Annotated in this window: 17 protein-coding genes; 5 read left to right on the top strand and 12 right to left on the bottom strand. The window is 69.4% G+C overall.

Annotation, left to right across the window (positions count from 1 at the left end; all coding sequences use genetic code 11):
- Window positions 1-84 precede the first annotated feature (84 nt).
- Window positions 85-420, bottom strand: a complete 336-nt coding sequence (locus tag ACFCZF_RS30560; RefSeq protein ID WP_310872178.1) for a hypothetical protein — start codon at window positions 418-420, stop codon at window positions 85-87.
- A gap of 295 nt (window positions 421-715) precedes the next feature.
- On the opposite strand from ACFCZF_RS30560, the gene ACFCZF_RS30555 reads away from it, so the two are divergent.
- The 3 genes from ACFCZF_RS30555 to ACFCZF_RS30545 are packed head-to-tail and all read left to right on the top strand — an operon-like array spanning window position 716 to window position 3726.
- Window positions 716-1729, top strand: a complete 1014-nt coding sequence (locus tag ACFCZF_RS30555; RefSeq protein WP_376674373.1) for a helix-turn-helix transcriptional regulator — start codon at window positions 716-718, stop codon at window positions 1727-1729.
- 21 nt (window positions 1730-1750) lie between these two features.
- Window positions 1751-2740 (top strand): LuxR C-terminal-related transcriptional regulator, encoded by a 990-nt coding sequence (locus ACFCZF_RS30550; RefSeq protein WP_376674372.1) that lies wholly within the window; start codon window positions 1751-1753, stop codon window positions 2738-2740.
- Entirely contained in the window at window positions 2737-3726 is a 990-nt protein-coding gene (locus ACFCZF_RS30545; protein WP_376674371.1) for a helix-turn-helix transcriptional regulator, read from the top strand. The genes ACFCZF_RS30550 and ACFCZF_RS30545 overlap by 4 nt, the downstream gene beginning before the upstream one ends.
- On the opposite strand, the gene ACFCZF_RS30540 is transcribed toward ACFCZF_RS30545, so the two are convergent.
- A complete protein-coding gene (locus tag ACFCZF_RS30540) occupies window positions 3677-4723 on the bottom strand; it encodes a LuxR C-terminal-related transcriptional regulator (RefSeq protein WP_376674370.1) in 1047 nt (348 codons plus the stop codon). The two genes, ACFCZF_RS30545 and ACFCZF_RS30540, sit on opposite strands and share 50 nt — an antisense overlap.
- Before the next feature lie 427 nt (window positions 4724-5150).
- Here ACFCZF_RS30540 and ACFCZF_RS30535 point away from each other — a divergent pair, with 427 nt between their 5' ends.
- Window positions 5151-5753 (top strand): response regulator transcription factor, encoded by a 603-nt coding sequence (locus ACFCZF_RS30535; RefSeq protein WP_376674369.1) that lies wholly within the window; start codon window positions 5151-5153, stop codon window positions 5751-5753.
- Window positions 5754-5814: 61 nt separating this feature from the next.
- Here ACFCZF_RS30535 and ACFCZF_RS30530 read toward each other — a convergent pair whose 3' ends face one another.
- Window positions 5815-6111, bottom strand: a complete 297-nt coding sequence (locus tag ACFCZF_RS30530) for a hypothetical protein (protein ID WP_376674368.1) — start codon at window positions 6109-6111, stop codon at window positions 5815-5817.
- 136 nt (window positions 6112-6247) lie between these two features.
- Between ACFCZF_RS30530 and ACFCZF_RS30525 the strand changes: the two genes are divergently transcribed.
- Complete coding sequence (locus tag ACFCZF_RS30525; RefSeq protein WP_376674367.1) at window positions 6248-6475, top strand: GntR family transcriptional regulator; 228 nt, start codon at window positions 6248-6250, stop codon at window positions 6473-6475.
- An 88-nt stretch (window positions 6476-6563) separates the two neighbouring features.
- Here the strand turns inward: ACFCZF_RS30525 and ACFCZF_RS30520 are convergent, their stop codons facing one another.
- The 9 genes from ACFCZF_RS30520 to ACFCZF_RS30480 all read right to left on the bottom strand — a co-directional run.
- Window positions 6564-8729, bottom strand: a complete 2166-nt coding sequence (locus ACFCZF_RS30520; protein ID WP_376674366.1) for a hypothetical protein — start codon at window positions 8727-8729, stop codon at window positions 6564-6566.
- Complete coding sequence (locus ACFCZF_RS30515) at window positions 8726-9412, bottom strand: ABC transporter ATP-binding protein (protein ID WP_376674365.1); 687 nt, start codon at window positions 9410-9412, stop codon at window positions 8726-8728. The genes ACFCZF_RS30520 and ACFCZF_RS30515 overlap by 4 nt, the downstream gene beginning before the upstream one ends.
- A gap of 129 nt (window positions 9413-9541) precedes the next feature.
- On the bottom strand, window positions 9542-9922 hold the full coding sequence (locus tag ACFCZF_RS30510; protein ID WP_376674364.1) for a hypothetical protein: 381 nt from the start codon (window positions 9920-9922) through the stop codon (window positions 9542-9544).
- 178 nt (window positions 9923-10100) lie between these two features.
- The gene (locus ACFCZF_RS30505; RefSeq protein WP_376674363.1) at window positions 10101-11219 is read right to left on the bottom strand and encodes a sugar ABC transporter substrate-binding protein; all 1119 of its coding nucleotides are present in this window, start codon (window positions 11217-11219) and stop codon (window positions 10101-10103) included.
- 184 nt (window positions 11220-11403) lie between these two features.
- Window positions 11404-11859 (bottom strand): heat shock protein transcriptional repressor HspR, encoded by a 456-nt coding sequence (locus ACFCZF_RS30500; protein ID WP_121748168.1) that lies wholly within the window; start codon window positions 11857-11859, stop codon window positions 11404-11406.
- A 5-nt stretch (window positions 11860-11864) separates the two neighbouring features.
- Window positions 11865-13064: a molecular chaperone DnaJ gene (dnaJ, locus tag ACFCZF_RS30495; protein ID WP_376674362.1), complete on the bottom strand. Its 1200-nt coding sequence runs from the start codon at window positions 13062-13064 to the stop codon at window positions 11865-11867.
- Between the two features lie 45 nt (window positions 13065-13109).
- Window positions 13110-13781: a nucleotide exchange factor GrpE gene (gene grpE / locus ACFCZF_RS30490; RefSeq protein ID WP_375911032.1), complete on the bottom strand. Its 672-nt coding sequence runs from the start codon at window positions 13779-13781 to the stop codon at window positions 13110-13112.
- A complete protein-coding gene (gene dnaK, locus ACFCZF_RS30485; protein WP_376674361.1) occupies window positions 13778-15646 on the bottom strand; it encodes a molecular chaperone DnaK in 1869 nt (622 codons plus the stop codon). Before dnaK ends, grpE begins: the two co-directional genes overlap by 4 nt.
- Window positions 15647-15741: 95 nt before the next feature.
- On the bottom strand, window positions 15742-16502 hold a 761-nt coding region (locus ACFCZF_RS30480; protein WP_376674360.1), incomplete at its 5' end, for an MraY family glycosyltransferase.

Genomic DNA, 16502 nt, shown 5'->3' with positions numbered 1-16502 from the left:
CAGCGGCGTCACCGTGTTCAGGTCACGGTGACGCCGCTGCCGGGGGGAAGCACCTGAGCGATTTGTAACGACGGGGGAATCGCGTCAGGCGCTGCGGGGGGTGGCCGAGATGGTCCTCACTTCGGGGTCCTCCGGCTGCGCGAGCCGGTGGTCCCTCTGGTCCAGGTTCACAAAGATCATTCCGTATCGGATGGCGCACCGCACGGGCTGCGGCGCCCCCCGAGGCCGCCGCAGACACCGGTACGCCCGCACGTCGCCGTCCTCGTCCAACGTGACGACGACCGGCTCGCCGAAGACGGTCACCATCAGGGAGTCACCGGCGTGGGGGATCGCGGTGACCAGGTCGATGAAGTGCCAGCCGGAGCGGTAGGCGGTGGCCATTTCGCGACGGAAGGAGCGGTCGTCGGGTGGTGTGGTCATCGCGATCAGTCCCACACGGTGTCGGCCGGAAGGGCCACGGGCTTGTCGCCCATGGTCGCAACCGCCGCAGAGTGAGTGCCACCCGCCTCGTGCTCGCCGCTCGTCCCACCAGAGAGGCCGGCCAGCGCGCCGAAGGCCACAACGGTGGAGAAGGCAGCAACAAGCACCGAGCGAAGCATTCTCATACGCATAGTCGGCTTCGTCCTCACTTGATGGTCCCTCGTTCCCCCGTCCGATAAGACGATGGCTCATTCAGGCACGTCATGGCCACACAATCGGTGCATCATGTTCCTGCATGTTCAGGACCCTGGGGGGTGGATATTCAGTGATAAAAGGGACCAATCCGGAGCATCCCCATTCGACATCCGAGCTGTGCGCAGAAGGGCGTCGCCTCTACGCAGATGCTCTCAGAGCTGGTCGGGTGCTCAGGGCCGACGTCGAATCCGTTCCGTGCCTGACTGACCTGGCGCTGCTCCATCTCGATCCCGACGACGACGAATGGATGCGGCCGGTGCCACCGTCCGTCGCGCTGGCCCAACGGCTCAATCCGATCGAACGTCAGATCACCGAGCAGCGACGACAGTCCGTGGCCCTGTCCGAGCTCTTCGAGCCGTTCATGGACATCAGCGCCCAGGAAACGAGCCCGGCTCACTCCATAACGGTCTTGGAAGGCCTTGATCGCATCAATGCGGCACTCGACCTGGCGACAGCGCAGTGTCACACCGAGGTGCTCACAGTTCAGCCAAGCGGCCACCGGCGCCCCGAGAAGCGGCTACTGGAAGGACTGGAGCGAGACAAGCCCCTGATCGAGCGGGGTGTACGGATCCGTACCCTCTACCAGCACACCGCTCGGTTCAGTCCGGACCGGCTCGCCTACGCGGATCAGTTCACGGATGGAAAGGTGGAGTATCGGACCATCGACGAGCTCGTGGAACGGCTCATCATCTGTGACGAGACCGTGGCGTTCATTCCCGTCCGCGAAGACCGGCAGGTCGCCCTCGAGCTCCGCCATCCCGGCCTCGTCCAGTACCTGGTGCGGGTCTTCGAATTCATCTGGAACCGGGCTGTGCCGCTGAGTGCCGGCGCCCCCTACGAAGCAGACTCGGGTGGCATCACGGAGATCCAGCATTCGATCGCGAAGCTTCTGGTCGAGGGCCACGTGGACGAGGCCATAGCCCGCCGCCTGGGAATGAACGTTCGCACCTGTCGGGCACACATCGCGAGACTCGCCCAGGCCCTCGGCAGCGGCAGCCGCGCCCAGCTCGGCTTCCTCATCGCCCAGTCCGGGATTTTGACGAAGGATCACTGAGCCGCGAGGAGGAAAGCACGCGTGACCGCCGAGGCACACCGTCACGGACCGGAGGAGTTGTGTGAGGCCGGCCTGGACCTCTACGCCCGCGCACTGCGCGAAGGGCATGTGTCCAGCCACGAGGCAACGGCAGCGCCCTGCCTCGTCGACAATGGCATGCTCCACCCCACCATCGAGGATCTGAGCAGGCTAGAGCCCGTACCTCCGACGGTCGCCCTACAACGACTGCTTCGCTCCTCGGAGGAGCGCATCGTCGGCGAACGTCGTCGCGGGCAACGACTCGCCGATGCCTTCGAACCCCTCATGCGGCTCGAGGGAACGGCCGCTGCGAGCAAGGACGCTCCGCCCCTCCGACTCCTCAGCAGCAAGAAGCGAGCAGGCCAGGCCATCGCCGAGGCCATGGCCGAGGGCAGAGAGCAACTCCTGGCCATCCAACCGCACGATGGCCTCATCACTGGGCCCTTTCACTACCACGAAGCCGCCATGGAACGGGACCAGGCGTTCCTCGACGGCGGGGGGCGCGTGCGCGCCCTGTACCAACACACCGTCCGCCACGCTCCCCTGATCATCGGGCGTTACGAACGCCTGACGGGCGATGTGGAGGCGCGCACTCTCGACGAGGTCACCGACCGCCTCATCATCGTGGACCGCACCGTCGCCTTCATCCCCGCCAGCGCCGACCGCTCACTCGCCCTCGAAGTCCGCCACCCCGCCCTGATCGCCTACTTCATCAACACCTTCGACCGCCTCTGGCACCTCGCCACCCCCATGCACCCCCAAGCCGTCCGGCAACCCACACTCAACGGCATAACCCCCCGCCAAAGAGCCATAGCCGCCCTCCTCATCGAAGGGCACACCGACGCCGACATAGCCGACCGCCTCGGCATGAACGTCCGCACCGCACGCGTCCACATAGCCAAACTCGCCGCCACCCTCGGCAGCGAAAGTCGGGCCCAACTCGGCTACCTCATCGGGCAGTCGGGGATACTGACGACAGAGGCCCGTACATGACCACTGCGGCGCACGAGCACGGGACGGAAGTCGTCTGCCAAGCAGGTCTGCAGCTATACGTGCGAGCACTGCACGAGGGAACGGTGCCCGAACGCGACGCTGCCGCGGTGCCTTGCGTAACCCGATCCGGCATCCTCCAACCGGACATTGAGGACGTGCGCAGGTTACGTCCGCTCGTGGCGGCCATCGCGCTCCCACGTCTGCTGCACCGTATGGAAGAGGACATATCCCGCCGGCGGCGTGCCGAAAGGCGGCTCACCGAAGTTTTCGAGCCGCTCCTGACCCTCGGCACACGGGATGACGACAACCTCTCGACCGCAGACGGCATCACCGTCCTGCAAGGCGTCGACCGGATCAATGATGCGATCGGCCGCGTAACCGTTGAGGCGTCCAAGGAGATACTCACCATTCAGCCGGGCGGCAGACGCTCACCGACTGCCCTCGCCGTCGCACTCCCCAGGGAACAGCGTTTGCTGTCGCGCGGCGCCCGCATGCGTACCCTCTACCAGCACACCACCCGCCACGACCCGGCGGTTCTGGCGCACTTCGAGCGTCTGCAGGGAGACGTCGAGGTCCGCACTTTGGACGAACTTCCCCAGCGACTGCTCATGCTGGACCGCACGGTGGCCTTCATCCCCGCCAACACAGAGCGGACTCTGGCCGTGGAGATCCGCCACCGCCCCCTGGTCACCTACCTGGGCACCGTTTTCGACCGCCTCTGGCACTTGGCCACTCCCATGCACCCTCAAGCCGTCCGCCAACCCACTCTCAACGGCATCACCCCCCGCCAACGAGCCATAGCCGCCCTCCTCATCGAAGGCCACACCGACGCCGACATAGCCGACCGCCTCGGCATGAACGTCCGCACCGCCCGCGTCCACATCGCCAAACTCGCCGCCACCCTCGGCAGCGAAAGCCGCGCACAGCTCGGCTACCTCATCGGCCAGTCGGGGATCCTCGACCCGGAGCCTGATCGGGCACGCTGATCGTGGCGGGCAGGCGTGGGGCGCCGTCCAGGCCGGCCTGGGCGATGCGTACGCCCAGCTGGGTACGGCTCGCCGCCCCCAGCGTCTCCGACAGGCGGGCGATGTGGGCCCGCGCCGTGCGGACGCTTATGCCCAGCCGCTCCGCGATGACCGCGTCCTGGTGGCCCTCCGCCAGGAGCGCCGCGATGGACTGTTCGCGGTGGGAGATGCCCTCGATGCCGGTGTCGGGGAGGGGGGCGGTCAGGGGGATGGCGAGGCGCCAGAGGCGTTCGAAGACCGTGACCAGGTAGGCGATCAGGGCGGGGTGGCGCAGCTCCAGGGCCATCGTGCGGTCGGTGTTGGCCGGGATGAAGGCGACCGTGCGGTCGAAGAGGATGAGGCGGTCGATGACCTCGTCGAGGGTGCGGGCCTCCACCGCTTCGCCCATCAGCTCCAGGTAGTTGAGCAGGCCCTGGCCGTGCCGGGCCACGTGCGTGTACAGGTCCCGCATCCGCACCCCGCGCCCGCGCAGCGCCAGCGCCCGGTGCAGGCCCTCCGACAGCTCGGGCTCACGCCGGATGCCGCCGGGCTGGACGGTGAGCACCTCCGTCGTGCACGCCTGCGTCGCCTCGTCCATCGCGGCCTGGATGCGGGCCAGACCGTCCAGGACGCGGATCGCCGCGCCTTCCGTGCCGGCCGGGGTCTGGAGCTGGCGGCCGAGACCCGCGTACCGCTCGAAGGCCTCCACCGCGGAGCCCACCCGCCGCTGACTGGCGTTGACCTCGTCGTGGACACCGCGCAGCAGCCGGGTCATGACCTCCTGCGGCGAGGTCGGCACCAGCCAGTCCATGTCGTCGGGGTCGGGGTGCAGCAGGGCCAGTTCCAGGAGGCAGGGGACCGGCTCGGCGTCCCGGCGGGTCACCCGGCCGCGTCGTACGGCCCGGGAGTACACGCGGTCCCCGGCCGCGCACAGCCGGTCGGCACCGTGTGGATGCTCATCCGCCCCGTGCCCGGCCATCGCCCATCCCACCCCCGGTTCCGGCTCTTTCCGCAGCGCAACTATGCGCGGCCGGGACCGGCTCCGCAACACGGCTCCTCGCTCACCGGCAGCGGACATGTGCTGGAATCAACCCTTACGCGCACCCCCCTCTTCCCCTCGTTGCAACAAGCTGAAGGTGTTGGAGAGATGTACGCAGCGTGCATGCTGGGTGACGGCGGGGCCTGACCGACTCCGCCTGTCATACCGGGCGTCGGCTGTCGTGGTATCGGGACATGCCAAGGGCGCCCGTCACGGCGAGTCGGTAGGCAGTCGGGGGAGGACAGGGATCGTGATACGCGTAGGCATTCTCGGCCGGGAGCCGCTGGAACGGGCTGGAGTCAGGCGTGTCCTGGAAGAAGACAGCAGGATCCGGGTCGTCGGCGAGGCATCGGAGGCGGCGTCACCCATGGCACGTCTGGACGTCCTGGTCAGCAGCCACCACAGTCCGGACGAGGCGCTCGACGTCCTACGGTTGCCAAGAGCGGCCGCGCCGAAAGCGACAAGCCTCCAGGTCTCCACGCCGGCACACGTCGTACTGGTCGACCACTTGTCGGAACACGCCACCTGCGCGCTGCTGCGCCATGGAGCCCGCGGGATCCTGCTGCGCGGCAACTCCGTGCGGCACCTGCCATGGGCGGTACGGGCAGCAGCCGCAGGCACGGTCGCGCTCGGGCCCGTTGCCGCCCAGTTCCTGGTCGATCAGTACGTTCGGCCCGGCCGCACAGCCGATGCGGTGGCCACCGCGCGCAGGATGCTGGAGAGGCTCAGCTCTCGGGAGCGGGAGATCGTGCAACTACTGGCGGACGGAGCATCGAACCCTGCCATGGCCGAGACGCTGGGAATCAGCGCCCACACGGTCAAGGACCACATCCGCGGGGCCTACTCCAAGCTCGGTGTCGACAACCGCGTCCAGGCATCCCGCATCGTTTGGCAGGCGCAGGTGCCCACACAGCCGACGAGCCCACAGTCACGGGGTTCCGTCGCGTGCGGCGGTCCGCACGTGCCGTGACACCCCGCGCCGCACCGTGCGTGGGTGACCGGCGCGGCGCGGATCACTTCGAACGGAAGCGTCAGTCCTCGTACGGCGGGATGCGCTGTGCGCGACTCTCGGCGATGTTGAGCACGTCCGTCAGGCTCTCGATGAGACGGCGGATGATCCAGCGGAGTTCATCTGCCGTGAGGTCCGACGCGGCTCCGACCATGGGTCGCGCCAGCTCCACGATGACGGCAGCCGATTCGATCTGCCGGTTCTCGATTCTGTCAGCCAGTAGAGAGAGCGGGCCGGGCGTGCCGTCGGTTACCAGGACTGCGCGCTTGCCCTCGGGCCCACTCCAGGGCAGTAGGCGGACGTGGCTGGTGTGGCTCATGTCGTCAGCTCCTCAGTAGCTGGTGGCCATTCCCCCGGGCCGGTCGCACGGTCGCGGGAGTCTCGCGAAATCGAGAATACGCGTATTCGCGTATTCGCGGTCGCGGGATCACGCAGATACGCGGACGCTGAGAACCATGGACCTTGATCGTTCGGTGCCCGTATGGCCTCAAGTCGCGGATGAGCTACGGCGACGCCTCGAGGCCGGCCAGTACGTGCCCGGTGCGCGCTTCCCTGCCGTGAACGAGTTGGCTGCCGAGCTGGACGTAGCGCCGAGCACGGTGCAGAAGGCCATGGCCGCTCTCCGGGCTGAGGGACGGCTCTACACCGTTCTCGGACAGGGCTCGTTCGTCGCGGAGAAGTGACAACGGGTAGTGACAACGGGGTGTGGACCACATGTCCACACCCCTCGGCAGGGCACGCGCCTCGCGTCAGCAGGGCACACGCCTCGCGTCAGTCGTTGCGCGGGCGCCACACCAACCCCGCCGCGGACGCCGTACGCGCACCCCACCAGGCCATCACCGCGGCACACGCCAAGCCGGCCGCTCCCACCGCCGACAGCGCGGACAACCGGTCGGCGGAGCCGGCCATCAACGGCGTGGTCACGTACCAGGTCACCGCGACGGCCGCGCACACCGCGAAGGCGGTGGGCACCAGGAGGGACCACACGGAGACCGCGTAGTACACGCGGCCGTTGCCGCTCAGCACCGAGACCGGGCCCAGCTCTCGGCCCGTCCGGACGAACTGGGCCACCGAGCCGATCCCGGCCACGACCACGATCACCAGCACACCTGCCACGGAGAGCAGCTCCAGCCACCGCTGGGCCGCGATGCCCTCACCGCTGCCGCCGAAGGTGCCGGCCATCGCGAAGACCTGGACGTTCGTCGCCATCGCGACATGCGCGTTGGCGGCTTGGTGAACCCGGGACAGCGACAGCTCCCGTCCGTCCTGCGCCAGTATCACCAGGGCCGGCTCCTCTGCGGTACGCACGGTCTCGGTGACGTTGCCCGTACGGGCGTACAGGCGTGCCCCGACCGACCGCTCCAACTCCGCAGCCTGGGCCAGACCGGCGTGTCGCGTGCGCAGTTCGGCCGGCGCCGCCGTCGGGCACTTGACGCCCAGGTCCCGCCATACCGAGCAGTCCGCGACGAGGTCCGTCCGCCCCGATCTGAAGTCCCTCGTCACGGCCAGGGCGTGCACGCCCGTCCCCAGGTCGCGTTCGAAGGCCGCCACGTCGGCGGTGGCCGTGGAGAGTGTCGTCGACACCCGCAATACGCTGGTGCCGAGGTGCTCCTCCACGGCGTGGACCCGGTCGCTCATGTCCGTGAACAGACTGATCGCGATCTGTCCTTGAGCGGCCAGGCCGACCGCCACGACTACCGCGGCCACCAGCCGCGCGACCGGGCGGGCGCCGACTGCCAGCCGTCGGCCCGCTACCAGCATGCCCACCCGGCCACGCGCGGCACCGAACCTGGCCAGCGCGGGTCCGGCCGCCGACACCACCGCACCGGCCACCCCGGGCAGCAGCGCGATGGTGATCACACTGCCGGCCGCCAGGACGGGCAGACGCAGGTCGTACGGGGCCAGGTCGGTGCCCCGGACCGTGCCGAAGAGGGCCACGGGAAACAGCCACAGCATCCACTCGCGACGCCGTTTGGCGGCCACCGGCCGGGTCGAGGCGCCCGGTCGGTACCGCGGCTGGAGCAGCACCACGGCGGCCAGCACGGCGAGCGGTACGCCCAGTACGGCGCCCACGAGGGCGGGGATCGCGGCGCGGACGTCGGGGACGTACAGCACGAAGTCGACGACCGGCAACGGTACGTCGGTGAGGAGTACGGGAGCGACGGCCACGACCGCCGTCGACGCGCCGAGGGTCACGGGCAGGAAGGCCTCGCCCACCGTGAACCAGGCCCGGGCACCTCCGGAGGCGCCCAGCGCGGTCAGGATCGCGGTCCGGCGGTCCCGGGCCGCGGCGCCGACCCGGGCGGCGATCACGACGAACAGTCCGGCCGGGAGACCCACCAGCGCCAGGTAGGCCCAGTGGAACTCCTTCGGCCCGAAGTTGTACATGTGCTCCCCGAGCGACGGCGTCCAGGAGACACCGAATCCCGAGGCCTTGGTCATCCCCTCCGGGTCCAGCCGCTCGACCGTCGGCCGTACGTACGCGAAATACTCGCTCGGTGACTCCAGGCCGTCCGGGGCGATGGTGCCCACGGCCCGCCCGTACTCGCCGCGCACCTGATGTCCGACCGCCTTCAGCGCCGGGGAGAGCACCGCCTGACCGGGCTCCGGCCAGTGCTCCAGGCCGGGCGGCAGGGGCGCGTCGGGGGTGAGGGGCTCGATGTAGACCACGTCGTACTGACGGTCGTCGACGCTCGCCAGCGTCGCCCGCCACAGCAGCGTGGCGGAGCCGGTGTCTGTGACCTGCGGCCAACGGGCCTGACTGCGCTCGGTGCGACCGTCGAAGGAGGACGCGGCGAGCAGGAACCCGCAGACGGCGAGGACCGCCACTGTGGTGGCGGCGAACAACGCGAAGTAGCGGATGCGGCCTGCTTCGGCCGACCGGGACGCGGCTCGTCCCATGCGCAGGAGCCGCCGTCGCAGGCCGCCGCCGTTCACCGCGCCTCCTGGGCCTGGACCAGGAGTCCTTCGTGCAGGTGCAACCGCACGTCGGCGCGGCCCGCCACCATCGGGTCGTGCGTCACCACCACCAGGGCGCACCCGTGTTCCCGCGGGGTGCTGAACAGCAGGTCGGCCACGGCTTCTCGTTGCTCGCCGTCCAACGCGCCGGTCGGCTCGTCCGCCAGCAGCAGTTCGGGCATGTTGACCAGGGCGCGAGCCACGGCGACACGCTGCCTCTCTCCGCCCGACAGGTCCCGCGTGGCCGTGGCCTCGGGCACCCCGAGACGGGTGAGCAGCGACTCGGCACGGGAGCGGGCCTCGGCGACCGCATCGCCGGCCAGCAGGCTCGCGATCATCACGTTCTCCGCCGGGGTGAGTTCGGGGAGCAGTTCACCGAACTGGAAGACCATGCCGACGTGCCGCCGCCGGTGGGCGGCGAGGGCCCGCGCGGACAGCCGGGTCACGTCCTGCCCCACGACTTCGACGCGCCCCGATTGTGGGCGGATCAGCCCCATGACGCACATCAGCAGGGTGGACTTGCCGCTGCCGGACGGGCCCATCACGGAGACGGAACTGCCTGCCGGGACGGTGAGATCGGCACCGGCGAGCAGGCTTCGGCCGGACACGCCGTAGGCCACCTCGCTCAGCCGCAGGACGGGTGGGGCGGGGGTTGAGGTCACGCGGAGCTCCCTTGGTCGGGGGGATCACTCGATGTGGACGGCGGGGACGGCGCTGACAACGCATGCCTGACCGAGGAGCCGGCCGGCTCCTCGGTCAGGCTGTGGTCAGGCTGCGCGGGCGGGAGCCCGTCAGCCGGAGTACCAACTGGTGTGCCAGTCGGGCAGGTTGTTGCGTGCGACCGTGCCGCGGGCCTTGTAGATCTCGGAGTGCTTGCCGCTCTCGACGGTGCCCCTGTTGCCGTCATTGTCGGACGGACCGTTGGGACCGTTCTTGTTCCACAGCGTCAGCTTGGTGCCCGAGTGGGCCACGCGGTAGTACTCCGACTTCACCCAGTGGCTCGAACCCGTGTCCTTGATGTTCATGATCGAGCGGTTGCCCTCGGTCCAGAAGCGGAGCTCACCGCTGTAGGAGTGCGGGCCGATCTCGTAGGCGAAGGCGGGCGTCGCCGTGCTCAGGGCCAGGGCGGCGATGGCCCCGACCCCCAGCCGTCGTGCGATTCTGACGTTCACTGAACTGCGTCCCCTCGTCTGACGGAGTTCCCGGACCGCGGTGGGCGGCCGGAAGGGAACCGCACGGGAGAGAACGGTGCGGTTCCTGTGACTCCAAGACTGCTCCGGGACGGTCAATCGGAGAATCCACCCGTTGGGGGGTACGTCCCCGTCCCCCCGACCTACCGGGGGGTGCGGACTACGTCAACCCGATCTCCGCACACTCCGCCGCGTACTTGGCCGTGCAGATGTCGGAGACCTTGTAGAAGCCGTCCGCGATGACGGTCTGCTCGATGTTGTCCTGTGTCAGGGCGACGACGGGGACGAGCTGTGCGGGGATGCCCTTGTGGGTGGGGCTGTCGACCTTGTCGCGGGCGAGCGCGTCGAACTGGATGTCCCGGCCCTGGACCCGCGCCACGGCCATCTCCGCGGCGCTCTCGGCCTCCTGCGGATAGGACTTGTACACGCTCATGTACTGCTCGCCGGTGACGATCCGCTGCACCGCCGAGAGCTCCGCGTCCTGGCCGGTGATCGGCGGCAGGTCGGTGACGCCCGCGTCCTCCAGGGCCTTGATGACGCCGCTCGCCATGCCGTCGTTGGCGGAGTAGACGCCCGCGATGTTGTCCTTGCCGATCTTCTCGATCGCCTCGGTCATGTTCGCCTCGGCGTTCTCCGGCTTCCAGTCCTTGGTGTCGAAGGACTGGGCGATCGTCACCTTGCCGTTCAGCTCGGACGTCGCGCCCGCCTTGAACTGCTTGGCGTTCGGGTCGGTGGGCGAGCCGTTCATCATGACGATCTTGTCGGAGCTGTCCGCGTCGCCGCCGAGCGCCTCGATGAGGGAGCGGCCCTGGACCTCGCCGACCAGCTCGTTGTCGAAGGAGATGTAGGCGTCGATCGGGCCCTCGGCCAGCCGGTCGTAGGCGATGACGGGGATGCCGGCGTCCTTGGCCTGCTGCACGGCGGTGCCGATGGACTTCGCGTCGACCGCGTCCAGGACGATCACGTCGACCCGGTCGTCGATCATCTGCTGCATCTGGTCGGCCTGCTTCGAGGCGTTCGCCTCGGCGTTGGCGTACTTGACGTTGCCCTGGTCGCGCGTGAGGTCGGCGACCTTCGCCTTGAAGTAGGGGTAGTCGAACTGCTCGTAGCGCGTGTTCGCCTTCTCCGGCAGGAGCAGCCCGACGGTGATGTCGTTGCCCTTGGTCGGACTCGCCTCGTCACTGCTCTCCGACGCGCCCAGCACACCACAGGAGGCCAGCGAGAAGGTCATCATGGACGCGGCCACGGATATGGCGATACGACGGGCACGGCTGTTCACTGCGCTTACCTTCCGACACACGGGTGTTGTGGTGACCCAGGTGAGGGAAGCCAACGCTGTCTTCACGAAATCGTCAAGAAGTACTAGACCAATGAGACAGCAACGTTGCGAACCGGCCCGGAGGGTCGGGTGGAATCGGTGGAACCTCCGGGCCCGTCGTCGCCGTTCTGCCTGGTGCGGCCCGTCAGTCCGAGGACTGGCCGTGCCGCTTGGGCCGCCACACCACCAGGGCGCTGGTCTGCTGTACCTCCTGGTACGGGACCAGGTCGCGGCGGTACGAGGCGTGTACCGCCGCCTCGCGCTGGCGCATCGCCGTGGCCGCGCCGTCGAGCGCGTCCTGCAGCTCCGCCATGCGGGCCTGGAGCGCGGCGACCTGGTTCTCCAGTTCGATGATGCGCTTGATACCGGCCAGGTTGATGCCCTCGTCCTGCGACAACTGCTGCACCGTACGGAGCAGTTCGATGTCGCGGGCCGAGTAGCGCCGGCCGCGGCCGGCCGTGCGGTCCGGGGAGACCAGGCCGAGGCGGTCGTACTGGCGCAGGGTCTGCGGGTGCAGGCCGGAGAGCTGGGCCGCCACCGAGATGACGTAGACCGGGGTGTCCTCGGTCAGTTCATACGGATTGCGTCGACGACCGTCCATCTCCGTCAAGCTCCCTTCGCGGCCTGGAACAGCTCCGCCCGCGGATCCTCGTCCGCGGTCGCCTCGCGATACGCCTCCAGCGCATCACGAGCCTTCCCCGTCAGGTCCTTCGGAACACTCACCTCGACGGTGACCAGAAGGTCGCCGCGGGTGCCGTCCTTGCGGACCGCGCCCTTGCCCCTGGCGCGCATGGTACGGCCGCCCGGGGTGCCGGCCGGCAGCTTCAGCGTGACCGGCGGACCGCCCAGGGTCGGGACCCGGACCTCGCCGCCGAGGGCGGCCTCGGCGTACGTCACCGGGACGGTGACGGTGAGGTTGTCGCCCTTGCGGCCGAAGACGGGGTGTTCCTTGACGTGTACGACCACGTACAGGTCGCCCGCCGGGCCGCCCCGCTCGCCCGGCGTGCCCTTGCCGCGCAGCCGGATGCGCTGCCCGTCCGACACCCCGGCCGGGATGCGGACCTGCATCGTCCGGGAGGACTTGGCCCGCCCGGAGCCCTTGCAGACGTCGCAGGCATCCTCCGCGATCAGGCCGCGGCCCTTGCAGTCCGGGCACGGGTCGGTGAGCGAGAAGCCACCGCCCGAGCCCCGGGCGACCTGCCCGGTGCCGACGCAGGTCGGGCACACGCGCGGCGTGCCGTTCTTGTCGCCGGTGCCCGAACAGGCCTTGCAAGGTGCCTGCGAGGACATCCGCAGCGGGACCGTCGCGCCCTCGATGGCCTCCGTGAAGCTCAGGGTGACCTCGGACTCGATGTCCTGGCCGCGCCGCGGCTGGGTCCGCGTGCCGGTGCCGGGGCCGCCGGCGCCGGTGCGGTTGAACAGGCCCCCGAAGACGTCGCCGAGCCCGCCGCCGAAACCGCCGGCTCCTCCCTGGCCTCCGCCCTGGGCGCCGCCTCCGAAGAGGTCGCCCAGGTCGAAGTTGAAGGTGCCGCCGCCGCCCGCGCCCGGCCCCGGCCTGAAGCCGCCGTTGCCGAAGAGGCTGCGGGCCTCGTCGTACTCCTTGCGCTTCTTGGGGTCACCGAGGATGTCGTTGGCCTCGGAGATCTCCTTGAAACGCTCCTCCGCCCTGACGTTTCCCTTGTTGGCGTCCGGGTGGTACTCGCGGGCGAGCTTCCGGTACGCCTTCTTGATCTCGGCCTCGGTGGCGTCCTTGGGGACGCCGAGGACCTTGTAGTAGTCCTTCTCGATGAAGTCCTTGGTGCTCATCCCCGACGTCCCTCCTCTCCTGCGTACGTGTGCCTACCCGCGACGTCAGCCCTCCTCCGGGCCACCGCTCTCCTTGTTCTCCGCGGAGTCGGCCTGCGCCTCGGTGTTCTCCTCGGCCGGCTTGGCCGCCTGCGCACCCGGCTGCGGCTCGGCCACCGCCACCCGCGCGGGGCGGATGGTGCGCTCGCCGATCCGGTACCCGGGCTGCAGAATCGCCACGCACGTCGTCTCGGTGACGTCCGGCGCGTACGAGTGCATCAGGGCCTCGTGGATCGTCGGGTCGAAGGGCTCGCCCTCCTTGCCGAACTGCTGGAGGCCCATCTTGGCGATGACCGTCTCCAGCGACTCCGCGACGGACTTGAAGCCGCCGACGAGTTCGCCGTGCTCCCGTGCGCGGCCGATGTCGTCGAGCATGGGAAGCAGCTCGGACAGGAGGTTCGCGACGGCGACCTCCTTGACCGCGACGCGGTCCCGCTCGACGCGGCGGCGGTAGTTCTGGTACTCGGCCTGGAGTCGCTGGAGGTCCGCCGTGCGCTCGTTGAGCGCCGTGCGCACCTGGTCCAGCTGGGCCACCAGGCCCGCGTTCTCGCTAGCGTCCCCGGCCGGGGCCGCGCCCTCCTCCGAAGAGGGGGCGGCGGCCTTCGGCTCGGCGTCGTCAGGGCTGGCGCCGGAGGGGACGTCGGGCTTCTCGTCGAAGCCCGGGGTCTCCTCCGTCACGCGGCACCGTCCTTGCGCTCGTCGTCGACGATCTCGGCGTCGACGACGTCGTCGTCGGCCTTGTCACCGGCACCGGCACCGGCGGCGTCGGCACCGGAGCCCGGAGCCTCGCCGCCGGCGGCCTGCGCGCCCTGGGCGTCGGCGTACATGGCCTGGCCCAGCTTCTGCGAGACGGCGGCGACCTTCTCGGTGGCGGTGCGGATCTCGGCGGTGTCCTCGCCCTTGAGCTTCTCCTTCAGCTCGGCGACGGACTCCTCGACCTCCGTCTTGATCTCGCCCGGGACCTTGTCCTCGTTGTCCTTGAGGAACTTCTCCGTCTGGTAGACGAGCTGCTCGCCCTGGTTGCGGGACTCGGCGGCCTCGCGGCGGGCGTGGTCCTCCTCCGCGTACTTCTCGGCCTCCTGGCGCATCCGGTCGACCTCGTCCTTCGGCAGCGAGGAGCCGCCGGTGACGGTCATCTTCTGCTCCTTGCCCGTGCCCAGGTCCTTCGCGGTCACGTGCATGATGCCGTTGGCGTCGATGTCGAAGGCGACCTCGATCTGCGGGACGCCGCGGGGCGCCGGGGGCAGACCGGTCAGCTCGAACATACCGAGCTTCTTGTTGTACGCCGCGATCTCGCGCTCGCCCTGGTAGACCTGGATCTGCACGGAGGGCTGGTTGTCCTCGGCGGTGGTGAAGATCTCCGAACGCTTCGTCGGGATCGTCGTGTTCCGCTCGATGAGCTTGGTCATGATGCCGCCCTTGGTCTCGATACCGAGGGACAGCGGGGTGACGTCGAGGAGCAGGACGTCCTTGACCTCGCCCTTGAGGACACCGGCCTGCAGGGCGGCGCCGATGGCGACGACCTCGTCCGGGTTGACGCCCTTGTTGGCGTCCTTGCCGCCGGTCAGCTCCTTGACGAGCTCGGCGACGGCGGGCATACGGGTGGAGCCACCGACGAGAACGACGTGGTCGATCTCGGACAGCTGGATGCCGGCGTCCTTGATGACGTTGTGGAACGGCGTCTTGCAGCGCTCCAGCAGGTCGGACGTCAGCTGCTGGAACTGGGCGCGGGTGAGCTTCTCGTCCAGGTGCAGCGGGCCCTCGGCGGAGGCCGTGATGTAGGGCAGGTTGATCGAGGTCTCGGTGGACGAGGACAGCTCGATCTTGGCCTTCTCGGCGGCCTCACGGAGGCGCTGGAGGGCCATCTTGTCCTTGCCCAGGTCCACGCCGTGGCCGGACTGGAACTGCTTGACCAGGTAGTCGACGACGCGCTGGTCCCAGTCGTCACCACCGAGGTGGTTGTCACCGTTGGTGGCCTTCACCTCGACGACGCCGTCGCCGATCTCCAGGAGCGAGACGTCGAACGTGCCGCCACCGAGGTCGAAGACGAGGATGATCTGCTCGTCCTTGTCGAGGCCGTACGCCAGCGCGGCGGCCGTCGGCTCGTTGACGATGCGCAGGACGTTGAGGCCCGCGATCTCACCGGCCTCCTTGGTGGCCTGGCGCTCGGCGTCGTTGAAGTACGCCGGGACGGTGATGACCGCGTCGGTCACCTTCTCGCCCAGGTAGGACTCGGCGTCCCGCTTCAGCTTCTGCAGCACGAAGGCGCTGATCTGCTGCGGGTTGAAGTCCTTGCCGTCCAGGTTGATCTTCCAGTCGGTGCCCATGTGGCGCTTGACCGACCGGATGGTCCTGTCGACGTTCGTGACCGCCTGGCGCTTGGCCACCTCGCCGACCAGCACCTCGCCGTTCTTGGCGAAGGCGACGACGGACGGCGTGGTCCTGGCGCCCTCGGCGTTGGTGATGACGGTGGGCTCGCCGCCCTCCAGAACGCTGACGACGGAGTTAGTCGTGCCCAGGTCGATGCCGACCGCACGTGCCATGGTGAATAACCTCCAGCTGACTTGAGTGGAACAGGCTCAAGTGTGCATGACGCCGATCGCTGGGTCAACAGAGGTGAGTCGAGCAGGCTCAACTCTTATCCGTTCCTTACACGCAACGGCGCGCTGACCTGCTCTTTCTCTTCCCGCCTGGCCTGACGAACCGGAAAAATCGCCGCCCGGGAGGACGCACGGGCCGGGGCATCCGTTGCCTCGGGGGACTCCTGGGGCCGCCCCCGCGGTTCCGCGCGCGGCCCGTGGAGTGACGTACGGGTCCAGGGGTCCGTCCCCGCCCGCCGGGGCTCGTACACCCGTACCCGCAGCAGACCCGGCACTCCGACCACCGCCACGCCCGCCACCCACAGCACCGCCGTCTCCCCCGCCCAGCCGGTGTGCACGAGCGCGCCCACGAGTACCCCGCAGAACGAGGCCACACCGAGGACCACCACCGAACCCTGCGGAGTCAGCCCGAGCCGCCGCAGCCGGTGGGCGAGATGGTCGGGCCCGCCACGCAGCAGGGGCCGTCCGGCCAGCCGCCGCGAGAGGAGTACGAGTACGGCGTCGACGCTCGCCAGGGCGGTCAGCGCGAACAGCACCCCCGCGCCGGCCCCGGGCTCGTGCCCCGCCCGGGTGAACACGGCCGCCCCGGCGAGCAGGAAGCCCGCGAAGAGCGACCCGCACGCCCCGAGCGCGATCCGCGCGGGATGCCAGTTGTGCAGCAGGAACCCGGTCAGCGCGGCGGCCAGCGCGCTCAGCAGCACCGCCAGCCCGTCCATCAACTCGGCGGCGGCACAGGCACCGACGCCGAAGGCGGCGACCACCCCCACCGTCCCGGCCACCCCGTCGGCGTGGTCGAGAC

This window comes from Streptomyces sp. NPDC056296 (assembly GCF_042268605.1).
Taxonomy (GTDB): Bacteria; Actinomycetota; Actinomycetes; order Streptomycetales; family Streptomycetaceae; genus Streptomyces.
This window is presented reverse-complemented; position numbering and strand designations above follow the sequence as displayed.